The sequence below is a fragment of the Xanthomonas sp. CFBP 8152 genome, from assembly GCF_014199025.1.
GTDB classification, from domain to species: Bacteria; Pseudomonadota; Gammaproteobacteria; order Xanthomonadales; family Xanthomonadaceae; genus Xanthomonas; species Xanthomonas arboricola_B.
Window position 1 is genome coordinate 285,402 of the sequence record NZ_JACHNO010000003.1, and the last position, 16,621, is coordinate 302,022.

A 16,621-nucleotide genomic window follows, 5' to 3' on the forward strand; every position below is an offset into this window, starting at 1 on the left:
GCTTACCCTCCGAACAGCTTGCTGAAGAAGCCTTTCTTCTCCACGGATATGAATCGCATCGGGCGCTCTTCGCCCATGATGCGGGCGACCGCGTCGTCGTAGGCCTGTCCGGCCGGGGACTCGACATCCAGGATCACCGGCTCGCCCTTGTTGGAGGCGTTGAGCACATCGCCGGATTCGGGAATCACGCCGATGGCCTTCAGCCCCAGCACTTCTTCCACGTCGGTGATGCTGAGCATCTCGCCGCCTTCCACGCGGCCCGGGCTGTAGCGGGTCAGCAGCAGGAAGGCCGGCACGGTCTGGCCTTGCTCGGCCTTGCGGGTCTTGGAATCTAGCAGGCCGATGATGCGGTCCGAGTCGCGGACCGACGAGACTTCCGGATTGACCACCACCACCGCGCGGTCGGCGAAATACATCGCCAGGAATGCGCCTTTTTCGATGCCGGCGGGCGAGTCGCAGACGATGTATTCAAAACCGTCGGCGGCCAGATCCTTGAGCACCTTCTCCACGCCTTCCTGGGTCAGCGCGTCCTTGTCGCGGGTCTGCGAGGCAGCCAGCACGTACAGGTTGTCGAAGCGCTTGTCCTTGATCAGCGACTGCTTGAGCGTGGCCTCGCCATGCACGACGTTGACGAAGTCGTACACCACGCGCCGCTCGCACCCCATGATCAGATCCAGGTTGCGCAGACCGACGTCGAAGTCGATGACGGCGACCTTCTTGCCGCGCCGTGCCAGCCCGCAGGCCAGGCTCGCGCTGGTGGTGGTCTTGCCAACGCCGCCCTTGCCGGAGGTGACTACGATGATTTCAGCCAAAGGATTTCTCCGAATATTTCTGTGGTTGGGCTGCGTCAGTCCAGCGCAGCGATCTTGATCTGATCCTGCTCCAGCCAGACCTGGACGGCCTTGCCACGCAGGTCCATGGGAACATCGTCCAGCACCTTGTAGTGGCCAGCGATGGCAACCAGTTCGGCGTGGAAGTCGCGGCAGAAGATGCGCGCGTCAGGGTTGCCCTGGGCGCCGGCCAACGCGCGGCCACGCAGGGTACCGTAGATATGGATGCTGCCGTCGGCGATGACCTCTGCCCCGGCACCCACCGTACTGAGTACGGTCAGGTCGCAGTTCTCCGCATACAGCTGCTGGCCCGAGCGCACCGCGTTGCGTTGCATGCGCCCAGGAGCCGGCCGCGCGGCCGGCGCTGCGGGTTCGGCACGCGCCGGCGGCGGCGGCGGGGGCGGCGGCGGGCTCACCGCGGTCGGCTCGTATTGCGCACGGAACTTGGCCAGCAGCGGCACCCCGAGCTGCTGCGAGAGCAGGTCGATCTCGCTGGTGCCGTAGGCCAGCGCCACCGGCAACACGCCGGCATCGCGCAGACCGTCCAGCAGCGCCTTGGCCGTGACCAGGTCCGGCAACTGCGACAGCCCGCCGAAATCCAGGATCACCGCCGCGCGTCCGAACAACTTCGGCGCGCGGGTCACGCGTTCGCGCATCTCCCGCACCAGGCGCGGCACGTCCAGCGTGCGCACGCGCAGATTGGCGATGCCCACCTGGCCGATCTTCAGTTCGCCGGCTTGTTCAAAATCCACATTCACGCTCGCCACGCCTCAACTCCCCGTCGACGGGTTGTCGGCGGCGGCATGACGTGGCCGGCCGACCCACGGCAACTGCTCGGGCAACTTGCCGCCATAGGTCTCCTGGACCCACGGATAGCTGCACATGTCTTTCATCAGCATGCTGGCGCGCACCTCGACGTCGGCCATGGTGTTCTGGCCGACCTCGCGGAAGCCGAAGCTGCCATGGAACAGCAACGCCGCATCGGCGCCATGGTCCAGGAACACTTCGCAGGCCAGTTGCGGGTAGCGCAACTCGGTGTAGCTCTGCACATCGGCATAGAACGCACGCCCGACGCCGCCGCCGCGACGTCGGCTGGCGACCACGATGCGGTCGATGTAGAAAAATTCCGGGTGACGGTCCCGGAACCAGGCGAAATTGCTGCTGTCATGCGCATTGCCGCTGCCGAACCCGACCAGAAACCCGGCCAGGTTGCCGTCGCGCTCGGCGACGCGGAAATATTCGGCCTGCTCGTAGAAACGTTGCAGCTTGGTTGAATCCAGCGGCAGGATTGCCAGTCCGGCATTGTTGTTCAGGGCCAGGACGGAATCGAGCTCGTGCTCGCGCACGTCGCGGATAACGATCGACATTAGGACTCCGTGGTAACGCTCTCGACCCGAAATCGGATCTGCGTCGGATTATTGCATGCGTGGCCCGACGCGGCGACCCGCCATGTGCTGCCCGCCAATACGTGTGCACTGAAGGGCCGGCCGCGCCACGCCCAGGCTGCAAGGTGTCGCTGCCAAGGCGGCCGGTCCGTGCAGGGACATGCATGACTTCCGGCAAGAGGGCAGCCGCCCGGGTAACGCCTAAGATGCCTGCATGTTGGGATACCTCAGTCATACGCGCGTCCTGCGCTTCGCCGGCCTGTTCACCTGGGCGATGATCGCCATGCCGTTGGTGTACACCTACTGGCCGGCAGCCGAGGAGGGCGACCACCGCAGCGTGGCCGAAGGCCTGCTGATGTCGGCGTTCTTCGTCGGCTTCGGCGCCAGCTACTTCTGGCTGACCCGCGGCCTGAGCAGCGGCGGCCATGCGCATTGGTACGACCGGCTGATCCTGCTGCTGCTGACCATCTTCGCGCTGGCGGTCAGCTATCTGAGCGGGACCGGGCTGGGCAGCATCCTGATGATGGTGGCGGCCGGGGTGATTCCCTGGCTGCTGCCGCTACGGATCGGCGTGGCCTGGCTGGTGCTCAGCCAGCTGGCGGTGCTGCCGGTGTTCTATTACCTGCGCCCGGACTTCACCCTGTTCGCCGCGCTGATGCAGTCGTTGTTGTATGGCGGCTTCTCGATGTTCATCTTCGTGACCAGCCTGGTCGCGCGCCAGCAGACCGATGCCCGCGAAGAACAGCGCCGGCTCAATGCCGAGTTGCGCGCCACCCGCGCGCTGCTGGCTGAAAGTGCCCGCGTCAACGAGCGCACCCGCATCTCGCGCGAGCTGCACGATCTGCTCGGCCACCACCTCACCGCGCTGAGCCTGAACCTGGAAGTGGCCGGCCACATCACCGACGGCCAGGCCCAGGAACACGTACGCCAGGCGCACACCCTGGCCAAGCTGCTGCTCACCGACGTGCGCGAAGCGGTCAGCCACCTGCGCGACAGCGGCGCGATCGACCTGGAAGCGGCCCTGCGCCCGCTGGTGACCCAGGTGCCATCGCTGGACATCCATCTGGACATTGCCCAGCCGCTGACCCTGGACGACCCCGAGCGCGCCCATGTGCTGCTGCGCTGTACCCAGGAAATCATCACCAATGCGGTGCGCCATGCCGGTGCGCGCAACCTGTGGATCCAGGTACGGCGCGATGCCGACACCGTGTTGATCGACGCGCGCGACGATGGCCATGGCGCCGACACGGTGGCGCCCGGCAACGGGCTGCGCGGCATGCGCGAGCGGCTGAACCAATATGGTGGCCAGCTCGAGATTCAAACCCGGCGGGGTGACGGCTTCGGCCTGCGCATCTCCGTTCCAGGCGCGCCGGCACTGATGCCTGCGGCCGTGACCCAAGGAGTGTTCTGATGATCCGTGTGTGCCTGGTCGACGACCAAACCCTGGTACGCCAGGGCATCCGCTCGCTGCTGGCGCTGGACAACGGCATCGAGGTGGTGGCCGAGGCCTCGGACGGCAAGCAGGCGGTTGAGCAGATTCCGCAGATCCAGCCCGACGTGGTGCTGATGGACATGCGCATGCCGGTGATGTCCGGCCTGGAGGCGCTGCAGATGCTCTCGCGCAACGGCACGCTGCCGCCGACCATCATCCTGACCACCTTCGACGACGACCAGCTGGTGCTGGCCGGGCTGAAGGCCGGCGCCAAGGGCTACCTGCTCAAGGATGTCTCGCTGGAACAACTGGTCGGCGCGATCCGCACCGTGGCCGACGGCGGCTCGCTGGTGCAGCCGGCGGTGACCCAGCGCCTGCTGTCGGGCCTGGAGCACATGCGCAACGAGTTCGTCAGCCTGGACCGGCCCGATCCGCTGACCGACCGCGAGACCGAGATCCTGCGGCTGATGGCCAGCGGCTTCTCCAACAAGGAGATCGCCAACTCGCTGGGCGTGGCCGAGGGCACCATCAAGAATCACGTCTCCAACATCCTGTCCAAGCTCGGCGTGCGCGACCGTACCCGTGCAGTGCTGAAGGCCTTCGAGCTGCAATTGGTCTGATCGGCCGCGCAGGTGGCGCAGCGTCCGGCGCGCGGCGGTGCGTGCGCTACGCCGCGCGCGCGCCGGCGCGCCGGGCGGGGTGGTCTGGTCGTCCGCAACGCGATCGCGCGCGCTGCCGGAGGCGGAAAACCGCGTCGACAGCACACGCATCACACACAGGCATCGCCTGATGTGCATGATAGCTGCGCGCAATTTACCCAAACCCTTGTGCAGCTTGGGATCGCGCAGTCATGGACTGCGCGGTTGCGCGGTGGATGACACCGCAAGACCGCGCTACCCGTCGCACAACTGAACATCTTTCTCGAAGCCTGCTAGGATGGCGGCTTCGCTTCACCCAACCCGGCCGTGGGATCGGCCCCGGAGACCTCCTGAATGACCCGTATTATCGAGTTCCTGATCGCCTTGGGGATCGTGGCTGGCTTGTTTGTCGTGGTGGGCTTGGTGTTGCCCTCGGAGCGGCAGATGTCCGAGAGTGTTGAGACCAACCGCAGGATGACGATTGTTTACGACACCGTGAACAGCTTCCGTCGTTTCAAGGATTGGAACCCGCTTGTGCTGCGTGACCCGAAGATCCAGCTGAAGCTGGTCGGCCCCGATGAGGGCAAGGGTGCACGCGTCGAATACAGCTCCACCGAAGGCTACATCGGCGACGGCAGCTGGGAGATCACCAACAGCGTCAAGAACGAGCGTGTTGAGATTTCGGTCGACGATCCCACCAAGGGCTACGACAAAGTCACCAACTTCACCCTTGCGCCGACTGGCAAGAACAACAAGAACGTCAAGATCACCCAGGACTACAGCGTCAAGTACGGCTGGAACCTGTTCGGTCGTTATGCCGGCCTGTATGTCAGCCGCCACGTGGGCGACGATTTGAAGCTGGGTCTGTCGCGTCTGGCGACCGCACTGGCCACCGTGCCGAATTTCGACTACCGCGCCCAGCTCGACGGCAAGCCGGTGTTGAGCGACCTCAAGCTCGTCGATGTGCCGGCCGAGGACCTGCTGGTCGTCACCGCGGGCAACATCGATCGTGACAACGAGACGATCAAGAAGTCGATCAAGGACAACCAGGAGTGGATCAAGCGCGTGATGGACGCCAACGGCCTCGAGGTGGCTGGTCCGGTCCGCATCGTGACCACCGACTTCGCTAGTGACAAGTACGCGTTCGACGTGATGCAGCCGGTCCGCAAGCGTGCTGGTGGCGCGCCGAAGACCGACCTGAAGGCCGACACCGCCAAGGCGAATGCCAAGAAGGATGACGCCGCGGCTGCCGCACCTGTGGATGCAACCCCGGTTGCTGCGGTGGGCGAGGAGTTGAAGGTCAACATCCCGTCGGAAGCACCGGTCAAGTACGAGCGCACCAAGGCCCACCGTTCCGCGTTTGCGACCTATGCAGGCCACATGGCCGGCCTGGACGCAGTGCGTAGCTCCCTGCGTGCCTGGGCTGCCACCAATGGCAGCGACGTGACCGAGCGTCCGTACGAGTCGTGGAAAGCTGGCGTGGACAAGTCGTTTACGCAGGACGGTACCTACGACGTCTACTGGGCCATCAAGTAATCGTCTCACCACGATGACCTGATCCAGACGAAAACGCGCCGCAGTCCTGCGGCGCGTTTTTTTTTTCGCCATGGCGCTGCAATGGAACCGCCTTTATGTCCCTGCTCGAACGTCGCAAGAAACATCCGTCGCTGCTGGCGTTTTGCGGCGCCTTGCTGGCCGCCATCGCGGTGGGCCTGTCGGCCTATGCCTCGCACGGGGTGGCCGATGCGCTGGTGCAATCGCGGCTGCAACTGGCAGCGCTGTACGCCTTCGGCCATGGTGCCGTGCTGACGGTGCTAGGCGCTACCGAGACGCGCGCGCTTGGCCGGGTCGGCCTGTATCTGCTGTTGCTCGGTACGTTGCTGTTTGCCGGCAGCCTGGTCGGTGGCGCGCTGCTGCACTGGCCCACCAGCCTGGCACCGGTCGGCGGCACCAGCCTGATGCTGGGCTGGGTGGTGCTGGCGATCGGCGCGTTGAGGCGCTGAGCATGCCGCGCCATGCCCGCGGATTCGATGTGGAGGCCGCCTTTGCGCACCTGAGCCGGCGCGATCGCGCGCTGGGTGCGTGGATGAAGCGCATCGGCCCGATCGCCGCTCAGCCGGGTTGGCGCAAGCCGTTCGATCCGGTGGATGCGTTGGCGCGCGCGATCCTGTTTCAGCAACTCAGCGGCAAGGCCGCATCGACGATCGTGGCGCGAGTGGAAGTGGCCATCGGTGCGTCGCGCCTGCATGCAGACACGCTCGGTCGCATCGATGACGCAGCACTGCGTGCCTGTGGCGTGTCCGGCAACAAGGCGCTGGCATTGCGTGATCTGGCGCGGCGCGAACTGGAAGGCGAGATTCCCTCCCTGCGCAAGCTCGCCTTCATGGACGAAGAGGCGATTGTGCAGGCACTGATCCCGGTGCGCGGCATCGGCCGTTGGACGGTGGAGATGATGCTGATGTTTCGCCTGGGTCGCCCGGATCTGCTGCCTATCGATGACCTGGGCGTGCGCAAGGGCGCCCAGCGCGTGGACAGGCAGGAGCAAATGCCCATGCCGAAGGAGCTGGCCATCCGTGGCGAACGCTGGGGCCCGTACCGCAGCTACGCCGCGTTCTATCTGTGGAAGATCGCCGACTTCAGCGTGGCAACCAAGGTGCCGACACCGCGCTCGCAGGAGTAGGTCTTTGCATTGCGGCGCGCGCGGCTTGTCGCGCGCATTACGCCGCCGACCACCGCCAGTGCCAGGGCTCGTAGATGATGCCGTAGGGATTGTCGCGCGGATAACTCAGCCGGTAGCCAAACCGATCCGCGTTGTCGCGCAGCCACGCGAAGGCGGGCGTGGTTTCGAAGGATTCTTCCACCGGCGGCTCGCCGGGCATGCCGATATCCAACGCATCGCCGCTGTGGTGCTCGCTGAAGCCGGGTGCGGTGTTGACTGCCAGGATCTGCGGCACTGTCAGGCCGCGCGCCAGCTTGCGTTCGAAGATCGCCAGTTGGTAATCGTGGCTGCGATACCCGGACAGCGCATCCAGCAGTACGCCAGCGCCTGCAGCGTCGGCCTGCATCTGTCGCCATGCACGGCTTGCGCCGGCGCTGAGCCACAGCGGCCGTGCGAAGCGATCGCGTCCGGCAAAGTGCAGGGCAGCAGGTTCGGCTACCAGGCTCAGCCCGGTCTGCCGTGGATACGCCTCCACGTCGATCTCCAGCTGCGCCAGCCGCTGTTGCACGCCGCTGACCGGCAGCAGCGTGTTCGCACGGTCCGATGCACGCCCGCCAGGCAGCTCCAGCAGCGCCAGTGCCTCGTCCAGCCCCGGCTCGGGTGCCAGTCGCGGGATCAACGGCATCACGCCCTGCGGCAGATGCGCGGCCAAATAGCGCCCGTCGCGCTTGCGCCGTAGCACCCAGTCGGCCTGCGCCAGCACGCGTGCATCCGCATTGCCGCGCGCACGCAGCATGCCTGCCGGCCACAGTTCGATGTCGGAGGTGTTGAGCAGAAAGCGTGGGGAGTTGCGCATCGCCGCAGCTTAGCGGGTGCTACGTGAGGGCTGCCAGTCCGGAGCGGCGCGAATGCTGGCGTGCGCCGATAGAGATGCTCCGTTGAGCAGCGGTGGGCGGATGCATACGAACGGGCACAGTCGCTTTCCTCTCAACCAATCACGCCTGTGCTTTGTTCAAGCACCGGCGTCCTTGTCGCCCTGCGGCTTCGGCAGGCGCCCGGCCTTGCGTAGCGCATCGCGCAGCACGTATTCGATCTGCGCGTTGAGGCTGCGCAGGTCGTCGTCGGCCCAGCGCTGCGCGGCGGCCAGCACGTCGGCGTTGATGCGCAGCGGATAGGCCTTCTTCTCGCTCACTCGCGCTCCCGGCGGCCGCTGTGGCGGCGCAGGTGCATCACCATCGAGACGATCAAGACATTCACGCCGACGAGCATGCCGATCACCACCGCGTAGATGCCGGCGCGGTTGTCGCCGGCCCAGTACAGGCAGGCGGCACCGATCAGGATGACCAGGCTGATCAAGGCCCAGCGCAGCCCCAGGCCGCGCGCGCGGTCGTCGTCGTCCGCACCGATGGAGGCGGCGATTGCCAATGCAGGCAAGCCGGAAAGCGCGACGACCAACGGCACCATGACATTCATTGCATCACCTCAATACAGCGAGCCGGCGTTGACCACCGGTTGGGTACCGCGGTCAGAACACAATACGGTGAGCAGGTTGCTGACCATGTGCGCCTTGCGCTCTTCGTCCAGCTGCACGATGCCGTTTTTCTGCAGTTCGGCCAGCGCCATTTCGACCATGCCCACCGCGCCGGCGACGATGCGCGTGCGTGCGGCGATCACCGCATTGGCCTGCTGACGCTGCAGCATGGCCTGGGCGATTTCCGGTGCGTAGGCGAGGTGGCTGATGCGCGCTTCGATCACGTCCACGCCGGCCTGGGTCAGGCGCTCGTCCAGATGGCGCTTGAGTTGTTCGCTGATTTCGGCCGGATGGCTGCGCAGCGAGATCTGATCGTCTTCGTGCTGGTCGTACGGGTAGCTGGTGGCCATCGCGCGCAGCGCCGCTTCGGACTGGATATGCACGAAGCTTTCGTAATCGTCGACGTTGTAGACCGCCTCGGAGGCGTCGAGCACCTGCCACACTATCACTGCGGCGATCTCGATCGGGCTGCCGTCCAGTTCGTTGACCTTGAGCCGGCCGCTTTCGAAGTTGCGCACGCGCTGGCTGACCCGGCGCTTGGCATAGAAGGGGCTGTTCCAGCGCAGGCCCGGGTCCTTGACCGTGCCGACGTACTTGCCGAACAGGCTCAGCACCGCCGCCTGGTTCGGCTCCAGCGTGTACAGGCCGGCCAGCATGAAGATGCCCGCCGCCACCACCAGCAGCGCAATCAGGAACCCGGCTGCAGTCGGGCTGCTGGCCGCCATGGTCGTGAGAACGAACAAGGCAGCGCCCGCGAACGCCGCGCCGGTGGCGAGGATGACCGGGATGCCCGGCAGTGAGCTGATCGGCTTCTCTTTCATGAGGTGGGTGTCCTTGGGGAGTGGAAAAAAGATATCAAAGTGATATCAGTTAATGCAAGTCGTGCGGTCGGCGGCCATGGTGACGGCCCGTTAGAATGGCGGCCCCCTCCCGATCTGGACCGCGCTCATGACTACTCTCGGCACGCCGTTGTCGCCTTCCGCCACCCGCGTGTTGTTGCTGGGCTCGGGCGAGCTGGGCAAGGAAGTGGCGATCGAATTGCAGCGCTTCGGGGTGGAAGTGATCGCCGCCGATCGCTACGCCAACGCGCCGGCGATGCAGGTGGCACATCGTTCGCATGTGCTGGACATGCTCGATCCCGACGCGCTGCGCGCGCTGATCGCAAAGGAGCAGCCGCATCTGATCGTGCCGGAGATCGAGGCGATCCATACCGAAACGTTGGTCGCGCTGGAGCGCGAGCAGGGCCAGCGGGTCATCCCGACCGCGCGCGCCGCACGGCTGACCATGGACCGCGAAGGCATCCGTCGCCTGGCTGCCGAAACGCTTGGCTTGCCGACCTCGCCGTACCGCTTCGTCGACACGGCTGCCGACTATCGCGAGGCGATCGCCGCGGTCGGCCTGCCGTGCGTGGTCAAGCCGGTGATGTCGTCCTCGGGCAAGGGCCAGAGCACCTTGCGCAGCGAAGCGGACATCGATGCGGCCTGGGAGTACGCGCAGACCGGCGGACGTGCCGGTGCCGGCCGCTGCATCGTCGAGGGCTTCATCGACTTCGATTACGAGATCACCTTGTTGACCGTGCGGCATGCCGGCGGCACGTCGTTCTGCGACCCGATCGGGCATTGGCAGAAAGACGGCGACTACCGCGAGAGCTGGCAGCCGCAGCCGATGTCAGCGGCGGCCTTGCAGCGCTCGCAGCAGATCGCGCAGGCCATCACCGACGACCTGGGCGGTCTGGGCCTGTTCGGGGTGGAGTTGTTCGTCAAGGGCGACGAGGTGTGGTTCAGCGAGGTCTCGCCGCGCCCGCACGACACCGGCCTGGTCACGCTGGTGTCGCAGGACCTGAGCGAATTCGCCCTGCACGCGCGCGCGATTCTCGGCCTGCCGGTCGGTGCGCAGAACGGGGGCGTGATCCGTCAGAGCGGCCCGTCGGCGTCGTGCGCGTTGCTCGCGCACGGTCATGGCGTGCCGGTCTTCGACAATGTCGCGCAGGCCCTGCGCGACCCGGACACCGCATTGCGTCTGTTCGGCAAGCCGCGCGTGGACGGTCACCGCCGCGTCGGCGTCACGCTGGCGCGCGCGGACAGCATCGACGCCGCGCGCGAGAAGGCGCGTGTAGCCGCTCAAGCATTGCAGATCCAGCTGGACTGAGCGCTGCGCTCGTCGTGGTGCGGTTGCGGCGACCAGCCGCAATCGCGCCATGACACAAGCAACCACCCGACGCTTCAAATCCCCAATCCCCAATCCCGAATCACCGCTCCCCAGCCACATCCACCCAGACCGCATGATGGTCGCTGCCGTCGGCGATCGCCGCTTCCGGCGCGGTGCTGGCGGGCCAGAAGATGCCGCTGCCGATCAAGGTGAACTGGCGCGAAGGCAGCACGTAGTCCAGCCGCATCGTGCCTGCCTGCGGGCCGAAGTCGCCGGTGACCTGGTGCGGGTCGCCCGTATGGGCAATGCCTTGCGCGGCGTACTCGGCGGTTTTTTCTGGGCCGCCTGCACTGTGTGGTGTGGGGTACTGCAGCACCCGCGGGTGCGTGATCAACGCGCGGATCGCATCGTGCCGGCCGGCGCCATCGACCGGGTCGTTATTGAGGTCGCCGAGAATGACGAAGCGCGCATCGGCGGGCAGCCCGCCGCAGCGGCCCTGGTCGTCGCACAGCCAGCTGGCATCTGTGGGGTTGTCCAGATACTCGCGCCATAGCCGCAGCTCGTCGTGGTTGCGGGCGACGTTGCGCTTCTCGGCGCCATCGAACACCGGCGGGGTGGGGTGCGACACCAGCGCGTGCACCACGCCCAGCGGCGTGCGCACCGGCACGTCCCAGTGCGATTTGGACGACAGCCGCAGCTGCGCCCAAATCGCGTCGCTATAGAACGATTGTGTGCTGGACGGGTCGGTCGGGCGCAGCGCGCCCGGCAGCGCGCTCCATTTCAGCAACTGGAAACTGCGCACCGCCTGTGCGTCGATCGGGTAGCGCGACAGCACCAGCATGCCGTACTGGCCGGGATGCAATCCGTAGCCCCAGGCATCGTTGCCGCGGGTGCGGCCATCGCCACCGATGCTGCCGTTGTTGTCCAGATCCAGGCCGCTGGGCACGCCGGTATTGACCGGGGCCAGATAGCGGTACGGATAGCGCAAGGCTTCGCCGCCGCCCGGCTGGGCGACCTGCAGATAGCGCTGCTGGAACAGATCGGCGGCGCGGTGCTCGGGGTCGAAGTCGAACTCGTTGAGCAGCACCAGATCCGGACGCACCCGCTGCAGCACCGCGGCGATCTTGCGCGCATGCGCGCTGTCGCCCTGCAGTTCGCGCACCAGGCCGCCGGCCTGGTCGGAATACAGGGAGGTGTTGTAGGTCGCGATGCGTAGCTGGGTTGGCGCGGACGTGGCAGTTGCCTTTGAGCTCGTCTCCGGGGAGGTCGCGTGATGTGCGCAGGCGGCGCAGAGCGCGGTCAGCGCAAGCAGTAGGAGAGGTCTGATCATCGCGACATTCTCGCATGTGCAAGACGACAGGCCGATGTCGTCCCGGCGGGGTTCAACCTTCCGGTGCGGGGGCGGGAAGCGCGCGCCATTGACGGCCGTCGTAGGCCTCCAGCGCGCTGAAGCGGCGCTTGTAGTTCATCTTGGCATGGCCGTCGATCCAGTAGCCCAGATACACATGCGCGCGGCGCTCGCGTTGCGCCCACTGGATCTGCTGCAGGATCGCAAACGTGCCCAGGCTGCGCGCAGTGGCATCCGCTGCGTAGAACGTATAGACCGCCGACAATGCCTGCTCGGTGACATCGGTGACCGCAACGGCGAGCAGTCGCCCCGGCGCGTGGGCCACTGCGGGTTCGCGGATTTCCAGAAAGCGTCCATGTGACCAGCCACCGATCAGGAACTGGTCGAATTCGGTAGCGCCATGTTCGTCCATGCCGCCGCCGGGATGGCGGCGCTTGAGGTACTGCCGGTACAACGCGAGTTGTTCGTCGGTGCGTTCGGCGGCGACCACGCGTACCACCAGGTCCTGGTTGCGCGCCAGGCAACGCCGCTGGCTGCGATCGGGCCGGAACGCATCCACCGCAATGCGCACCGGCACGCAGGCGCGGCAACGTTCGCAATGCGGCCGGTAGACCAGATCGCCGGAGCGACGGAATCCCCATGCCAATGCCTGCGGATAGATCGCGCCCAGACGCGGATCGTGTGGATCCAGCACCAGGTCGCGCGCGCGGCGGTCGGACCAGTAGCCACAGGCATGCTCGCCGGTCTGGAACAGGCGCAGGTCGTCATGGGTGTCGGCGTGGATGGCCATGGCGTCAGGATAGCGCCTGCGCGTCGCAACAGCGGCGACTGTCCGCCGGATGAATACGCCCGGTTGGCACGTCAACGCGCGTGCCGCTGGCTCGTTGATGTGGGTGTTGGTGGCAGCGCGCGGTGAATCCGGATGCGCCACCCACGCGATGCGGCCCATGCAGGTGCCGCGTGTGGTTCCCACATCCCAGGAGTTTCTCATGACGTCCCGCAAACCGTTTCTCGCACTGGCCGTGCTGGCTGCCCTGTCCACCGGCGCGGTGTTCGCCGCCCCGCCTGCCGCCGGCGATGCGCCGCGTCCTGCCAAGCTAGACAAGAACGGCGATGGCGTGATCGATCGCAGCGAGGCCGCTGCCGACCCCAAGCTGGCCGCACAGTTCGACACGCTGGACACCAACAAGGACGGCAAGCTCTCGCGCGATGAGCGCCCGCATCATCGCGGCCCGGGTCGCGGTGAACGCGGCGACTGGCTGAGCAAGCTCGACACCAACAAGGACGGCCGCATCAGCCGCGAAGAAGCCAAGGCCGACCCCAAGTTTGCCGCGCGCTTCGATGAGATGGACATCAACAAGGACGGCGTTGTCGATCGCGCCGACCGTGAGTTGCGCATGCAGCAGCATCGCGACGCGTGGTTTGCCAAGGCCGATACCGACAAGGACGGCAAACTGAGCAAGGCCGAGTTCGATGCCGCATCCAAGCAGCGTGGCGAGCATGGCCCGCGTGGTCCTGATGAACGTGGCGAGCGTGGCGATCACGGCAAGCGTCCGATGCCGGCCAAGCCGGCCGCGGGCAACTGAGTTCGTCCAGTCGCTACAGCGTTACCCGGTCGCAATGCTGCGACCGGGGCAGCACCTGCGGCATCTGCAGCATGTAATCAGCAGCACGCAACAAGGCGCCGATTCGACCAGCGGCCTCCCGCGCAAGCAGGAGGCCGTTTTTATTGACCGGAATGGTCGCACCTGGTGCGTGCGGCGATGGCGCCACGCCGGGATCAGAGCATCCCCAGCTTCATGTAGTGCCGCACGATGGGCAGCATGACCGCCGCCGTGCTCACCAGCATCGCGCCCGGGCTGAACATGCAGCGATACAGTAGCGGTGCCCGCGTGGTGCCGCGTCGTTGCGCATCGCGTTCCAGCATCGGGCGCATGACCCGTGGCAGCACCCAGATGGTTTGATAGTTGAGCACCGCCATGCCTGCGCACAGCAGTAGCAGCGACGCCCATGCGCCCGCATCCAGGCGTTTGAGCAGCAGCGTGCTGCCCACTACCAGCACCGACGTCAGCGTGGTGATGTGCAGGAAACGACGAATCGCCGCTGCTTCGGCGGCGGTCTGCGCAAAGCGCAGCAGATACCAGCACGACCAGTACGTGCCGACTCCGGCAACCAGCACGGCGCCAGCGGCGAACAGCGACGGCATGCCGAGCCAGAGGCTTAGCGCACCGGCGGCGCCACCTCCGCTCAATGCCGAGCCTGTCAGTCCGCTCACGCCTAATTTGCCTGCGCCCCCCATGCCCGTCAGCACGATGGCCGCGCTTGCCGTCCCCGGCGCGGCCAGCAGGGTTGCCGAGGTCACCGCAGTGGCAAAGGCCACGCTGGGCGCACTGCCACGGGCGAACTCGCCGAACCGGCGCAGCAGCTCGCCGCGCACGCTGGCACGTGCCCGCGACAGGCGTTTGCGCACGGCCGCATCGCTCAGTCCGAGCAGCGAGGCGACCTGTTGCGAACTCTGGCCTTCGCGATAAAACAGCAGCAGCGTCTCGCGGCTTTCCTCGGGCAGTGCAGAAATGATGTCGAGCGCGGCGATCTCTTCTTCCACCTGCAGCAACTGGTCGGCGGGCGAGGGGGCCGGGTCGGCGGCCATCGCGATCGCCAGGTCCGCCGCTTCGCCGCTGAGGGCGCGACGCCGGTTGGCGCGCAGCCAATCACGCGCCAGGTTGCGGGTGATCTGCCGCAACCACGGCAGGAAGCTGGCCGGCTGATGCAACTGTGCCAGCCGCTGCCAGGCGCGCAGGAAGGCTTCCTGGGCGATGTCTTCGCTGGCAGCGATATCACGCGTGATCGCCAGTGCGATGGCGGTCACCGTGTTCTGGCACGCACGCACGATGCGGCCGTAGGCCTGCTGGCAGCCGGCGGCGGCGACCGGCAGTTCGCGTTGCAACATCAGGTCCAGCGTGTCGGTGTGCATCGGCGCAATCCATGTCCTGGTACCAGCATGACGCAGGCGAGCACCGGATGTGACGACGTGATGGCGATGGCGCCTGGCGCACCGCGCGGTGACCGCGCTCAGCGCGCCGGCTGGATCCGTACACGCACTTCTTCGTCCCCTGCGGCTGGCGGTGCCGTGGTGGCGGGCGCTGGCTGCGCTGTCGGCGGTGCCACTGGCGTGGCCGGGTCAGGGGCGTTGCGATGGCGCAGCACCACGAACATGGCGACCGCGCCGATCACCAGCAGCAGCACCAGCCGGATGCGCCAGGCCCAGCTGCGCGCATTGGTGCTCGAGCCGTTTTCGCCGTCGCGGAAGGTGTACTCCACATTCGGCAGGTCGCGGCGGGTGGTGTCGAGCAGGCGTGCGTCGCGCAGCAGGTCGCGGGCGCGCGGCTGGTCGTCGGCATGCACGATCCACACCGTGGGGTAGGCCTGGGCGTTGCCCTGTTCGAGATAGCTGAACTGACCGCTGCGCTTGCTCTCGTAGGAGCGGCCGTTGCTCATGCGCACGTCGATGCCGGCGTTGCGCAGCAGATCGGCCACGCCTTCTGCGGTTTCGATACGTTGGCTGCTGAAGATCTTGCGCATGCTTAAGGGGTGCCAGCGATTGCCGAGCAGGGCGCGCTGTGAGTGCGCTTGCTCGAGCTGAAAAAAAAGAGCGGCAAGGATGTCGATCCAGGCCGGAAAGTGCAGGCGGCAATCAGCATGCCTGCGCACGGCGAATGCGGTGCAGCAATCAACATGGCGAGTCGTTTGCCGGCACGGCGATCGCGCTGCCGTCGGGCACCACGCGGATCAGGCCTTCCTGCGTGGTGCTGGCGACCAGCACGCCATCGCGGGTGAAGAACTGCCCGCGCGCCAGGCCGCGCGAACCCTGTGCGGTGGGGCTGTCGAGCGAGTACAGCAGCCAGTCGTCGGTGCGGAACGGGCGATGGAACCACAGCGCATGATCGAGCGAGGCCATCTGCACGTTTGGCGTGTAGTAGCTGATCCCGTGCGGAAACGTGGAGGTGCCGAGCAGCTGAAAATCCGAGGCATACGCCAGCAAGGCCTGGTGCAGGCCGACGTCGTCGCCAACCGGGTCACTCAGGCGCAGCCACATCTGCTGAAACGGCGGGCGCTTGGGCGGCCTGAGTTCGTCGCGCGGGAGTACATGGCGAAACTCGAACGGACCGCCACGCGACAGCCAGCGCTGTACCTTGGCAGGCAGGGTCTCCAGCACTTCCGCTGCCAGCGGCGGGGTGGGTTCGATGTCTTCGGGCGGCGGCACCACCGGCATCACCGACTGATGTTCGGCGCCGTCCTCGCGCTGCTGAAACGAGGCCGCGCAGAAAAAGATCACCTTGCCGTGCTGGATTGCGGTGACCCGGCGCACCGAAAAACTGCCGCCATCGCGGGTGCGGTCGACGTCGTAGACGATCGGGTGGTCGATATTGCCGGCGCGCAGGAAGTAGGCATGCAGGGAATGCGCCTGGCGGCCATTGTCCACGGTGGCTTGCGCTGCGGCCAGCGCCTGGCCCAGCACCTGTCCGCCGAATACGTACTTGGTGCCGATATCGCGGCTCTGGCCACGAAACAGGTTGTCCTCCAGGCGCTCCAGCGACAGCAGGCTGATCAGTTCGGAGACGACGGGTTCGGCAGTGGCGGACAAGGGGC

The 16,621-nt window shown here is 66.4% G+C and carries 19 protein-coding genes; 7 read left to right on the top strand and 12 right to left on the bottom strand.

Annotated elements, in window-relative coordinates; translation table 11 throughout:
* Positions 1-2: 2 nt before the first annotated feature.
* Genes minD through FHT09_RS12965 form a run of 3 tightly spaced genes read right to left on the bottom strand, consistent with a single transcriptional unit; the run spans position 3 to position 2,197 of the window.
* Positions 3-812, bottom strand: a complete 810-nt coding sequence (gene minD / locus FHT09_RS12955) for a septum site-determining protein MinD (protein WP_104538267.1) — start codon at positions 810-812, stop codon at positions 3-5.
* Positions 813-847: 35 nt separating this feature from the next.
* Positions 848-1,597: a septum site-determining protein MinC gene (gene minC / locus FHT09_RS12960; protein ID WP_184416989.1), complete on the bottom strand. Its 750-nt coding sequence runs from the start codon at positions 1,595-1,597 to the stop codon at positions 848-850.
* Between the two features lie 3 nt (positions 1,598-1,600).
* Entirely contained in the window at positions 1,601-2,197 is a 597-nt protein-coding gene (locus FHT09_RS12965) for a GNAT family N-acetyltransferase (RefSeq protein ID WP_047125782.1), read from the bottom strand.
* 232 nt (positions 2,198-2,429) lie between these two features.
* Here FHT09_RS12965 and FHT09_RS12970 point away from each other — a divergent pair, with 232 nt between their 5' ends.
* The 5 genes from FHT09_RS12970 to FHT09_RS12990 all read left to right on the top strand — a co-directional run bounded on the left by FHT09_RS12970 (position 2,430) and on the right by FHT09_RS12990 (position 6,965).
* Positions 2,430-3,626: a sensor histidine kinase gene (locus tag FHT09_RS12970; RefSeq protein ID WP_016901692.1), complete on the top strand. Its 1,197-nt coding sequence runs from the start codon at positions 2,430-2,432 to the stop codon at positions 3,624-3,626.
* Entirely contained in the window at positions 3,626-4,267 is a 642-nt protein-coding gene (locus tag FHT09_RS12975; RefSeq protein WP_005990002.1) for a response regulator transcription factor, read from the top strand. The genes FHT09_RS12970 and FHT09_RS12975 overlap by 1 nt, the downstream gene beginning before the upstream one ends.
* Positions 4,268-4,639: 372 nt before the next feature.
* Entirely contained in the window at positions 4,640-5,821 is a 1,182-nt protein-coding gene (locus tag FHT09_RS12980; RefSeq protein WP_104606805.1) for an SRPBCC family protein, read from the top strand.
* Positions 5,822-5,916: 95 nt separating this feature from the next.
* Complete coding sequence (locus FHT09_RS12985) at positions 5,917-6,288, top strand: DUF423 domain-containing protein (protein ID WP_104606806.1); 372 nt, start codon at positions 5,917-5,919, stop codon at positions 6,286-6,288.
* A 2-nt stretch (positions 6,289-6,290) separates the two neighbouring features.
* Entirely contained in the window at positions 6,291-6,965 is a 675-nt protein-coding gene (locus FHT09_RS12990; protein ID WP_104606807.1) for a DNA-3-methyladenine glycosylase, read from the top strand.
* A gap of 37 nt (positions 6,966-7,002) precedes the next feature.
* Here the strand turns inward: FHT09_RS12990 and FHT09_RS12995 are convergent, their stop codons facing one another.
* From FHT09_RS12995 to FHT09_RS13010, 4 genes are all read right to left on the bottom strand, one after another.
* Positions 7,003-7,800, bottom strand: a complete 798-nt coding sequence (locus FHT09_RS12995) for a M15 family metallopeptidase (RefSeq protein WP_104606808.1) — start codon at positions 7,798-7,800, stop codon at positions 7,003-7,005.
* A 156-nt stretch (positions 7,801-7,956) separates the two neighbouring features.
* Complete coding sequence (locus FHT09_RS13000) at positions 7,957-8,136, bottom strand: Arc family DNA binding domain-containing protein (protein WP_104538261.1); 180 nt, start codon at positions 8,134-8,136, stop codon at positions 7,957-7,959.
* Positions 8,133-8,417: a hypothetical protein gene (locus FHT09_RS13005; RefSeq protein ID WP_104538260.1), complete on the bottom strand. Its 285-nt coding sequence runs from the start codon at positions 8,415-8,417 to the stop codon at positions 8,133-8,135. The genes FHT09_RS13000 and FHT09_RS13005 overlap by 4 nt, the downstream gene beginning before the upstream one ends.
* Before the next feature lie 9 nt (positions 8,418-8,426).
* On the bottom strand, positions 8,427-9,296 hold the full coding sequence (locus FHT09_RS13010; protein WP_104606809.1) for an SPFH domain-containing protein: 870 nt from the start codon (positions 9,294-9,296) through the stop codon (positions 8,427-8,429).
* 127 nt (positions 9,297-9,423) lie between these two features.
* On the opposite strand from FHT09_RS13010, the gene purT reads away from it, so the two are divergent.
* Positions 9,424-10,623: a formate-dependent phosphoribosylglycinamide formyltransferase gene (gene purT, locus FHT09_RS13015; RefSeq protein ID WP_104606810.1), complete on the top strand. Its 1,200-nt coding sequence runs from the start codon at positions 9,424-9,426 to the stop codon at positions 10,621-10,623.
* Positions 10,624-10,723: 100 nt separating this feature from the next.
* On the opposite strand, the gene FHT09_RS13020 is transcribed toward purT, so the two are convergent.
* Both FHT09_RS13020 and FHT09_RS13025 read right to left on the bottom strand, forming a co-directional pair.
* On the bottom strand, positions 10,724-11,953 hold the full coding sequence (locus FHT09_RS13020; protein ID WP_243848990.1) for an endonuclease/exonuclease/phosphatase family protein: 1,230 nt from the start codon (positions 11,951-11,953) through the stop codon (positions 10,724-10,726).
* A 52-nt stretch (positions 11,954-12,005) separates the two neighbouring features.
* Positions 12,006-12,920 carry an arginyltransferase gene (locus FHT09_RS13025; protein ID WP_104606812.1) on the bottom strand — a complete coding sequence of 305 codons (915 nt, stop codon included), beginning with the start codon at positions 12,918-12,920 and terminating at the stop codon, positions 12,006-12,008.
* 40 nt (positions 12,921-12,960) lie between these two features.
* Between FHT09_RS13025 and FHT09_RS13030 the strand changes: the two genes are divergently transcribed.
* Positions 12,961-13,557 (top strand): EF-hand domain-containing protein, encoded by a 597-nt coding sequence (locus FHT09_RS13030; protein WP_104606844.1) that lies wholly within the window; start codon positions 12,961-12,963, stop codon positions 13,555-13,557.
* A 194-nt stretch (positions 13,558-13,751) separates the two neighbouring features.
* On the opposite strand, the gene FHT09_RS13035 is transcribed toward FHT09_RS13030, so the two are convergent.
* From FHT09_RS13035 to tesB, 3 genes are all read right to left on the bottom strand, one after another.
* A complete protein-coding gene (locus FHT09_RS13035) occupies positions 13,752-14,945 on the bottom strand; it encodes a sigma-70 family RNA polymerase sigma factor (RefSeq protein ID WP_104606813.1) in 1,194 nt (397 codons plus the stop codon).
* Between the two features lie 98 nt (positions 14,946-15,043).
* Positions 15,044-15,553 carry a pathogenicity-like protein gene (locus tag FHT09_RS13040; RefSeq protein ID WP_104606814.1) on the bottom strand — a complete coding sequence of 170 codons (510 nt, stop codon included), beginning with the start codon at positions 15,551-15,553 and terminating at the stop codon, positions 15,044-15,046.
* A 148-nt stretch (positions 15,554-15,701) separates the two neighbouring features.
* Positions 15,702-16,616, bottom strand: a complete 915-nt coding sequence (gene tesB / locus FHT09_RS13045; protein WP_104538253.1) for an acyl-CoA thioesterase II — start codon at positions 16,614-16,616, stop codon at positions 15,702-15,704.
* Between the last annotated feature and the right edge of the window lie 5 nt (positions 16,617-16,621).

Coding starts and splice junctions, on each gene's coding strand:
- FHT09_RS12965 (WP_047125782.1), bottom strand. CDS start 2,197: ATGTCGATCGTTATCCGCGACGTGCGCGAGCACGAGCTCGATTCCGTC.
- FHT09_RS12970 (WP_016901692.1), top strand. CDS start 2,430: ATGTTGGGATACCTCAGTCATACGCGCGTCCTGCGCTTCGCCGGCCTG.
- FHT09_RS12975 (WP_005990002.1), top strand. CDS start 3,626: ATGATCCGTGTGTGCCTGGTCGACGACCAAACCCTGGTACGCCAGGGC.
- FHT09_RS12980 (WP_104606805.1), top strand. CDS start 4,640: ATGACCCGTATTATCGAGTTCCTGATCGCCTTGGGGATCGTGGCTGGC.
- FHT09_RS12985 (WP_104606806.1), top strand. CDS start 5,917: ATGTCCCTGCTCGAACGTCGCAAGAAACATCCGTCGCTGCTGGCGTTT.
- FHT09_RS12990 (WP_104606807.1), top strand. CDS start 6,291: ATGCCGCGCCATGCCCGCGGATTCGATGTGGAGGCCGCCTTTGCGCAC.
- FHT09_RS12995 (WP_104606808.1), bottom strand. CDS start 7,800: ATGCGCAACTCCCCACGCTTTCTGCTCAACACCTCCGACATCGAACTG.
- FHT09_RS13005 (WP_104538260.1), bottom strand. CDS start 8,417: ATGAATGTCATGGTGCCGTTGGTCGTCGCGCTTTCCGGCTTGCCTGCA.
- FHT09_RS13010 (WP_104606809.1), bottom strand. CDS start 9,296: ATGAAAGAGAAGCCGATCAGCTCACTGCCGGGCATCCCGGTCATCCTC.
- purT (WP_104606810.1), top strand. CDS start 9,424: ATGACTACTCTCGGCACGCCGTTGTCGCCTTCCGCCACCCGCGTGTTG.
- FHT09_RS13020 (WP_243848990.1), bottom strand. CDS start 11,953: ATGATCAGACCTCTCCTACTGCTTGCGCTGACCGCGCTCTGCGCCGCC.
- FHT09_RS13025 (WP_104606812.1), bottom strand. CDS start 12,920: ATGGGCCGCATCGCGTGGGTGGCGCATCCGGATTCACCGCGCGCTGCC.
- FHT09_RS13030 (WP_104606844.1), top strand. CDS start 12,961: ATGACGTCCCGCAAACCGTTTCTCGCACTGGCCGTGCTGGCTGCCCTG.
- FHT09_RS13035 (WP_104606813.1), bottom strand. CDS start 14,945: ATGCACACCGACACGCTGGACCTGATGTTGCAACGCGAACTGCCGGTC.
- FHT09_RS13040 (WP_104606814.1), bottom strand. CDS start 15,553: ATGCGCAAGATCTTCAGCAGCCAACGTATCGAAACCGCAGAAGGCGTG.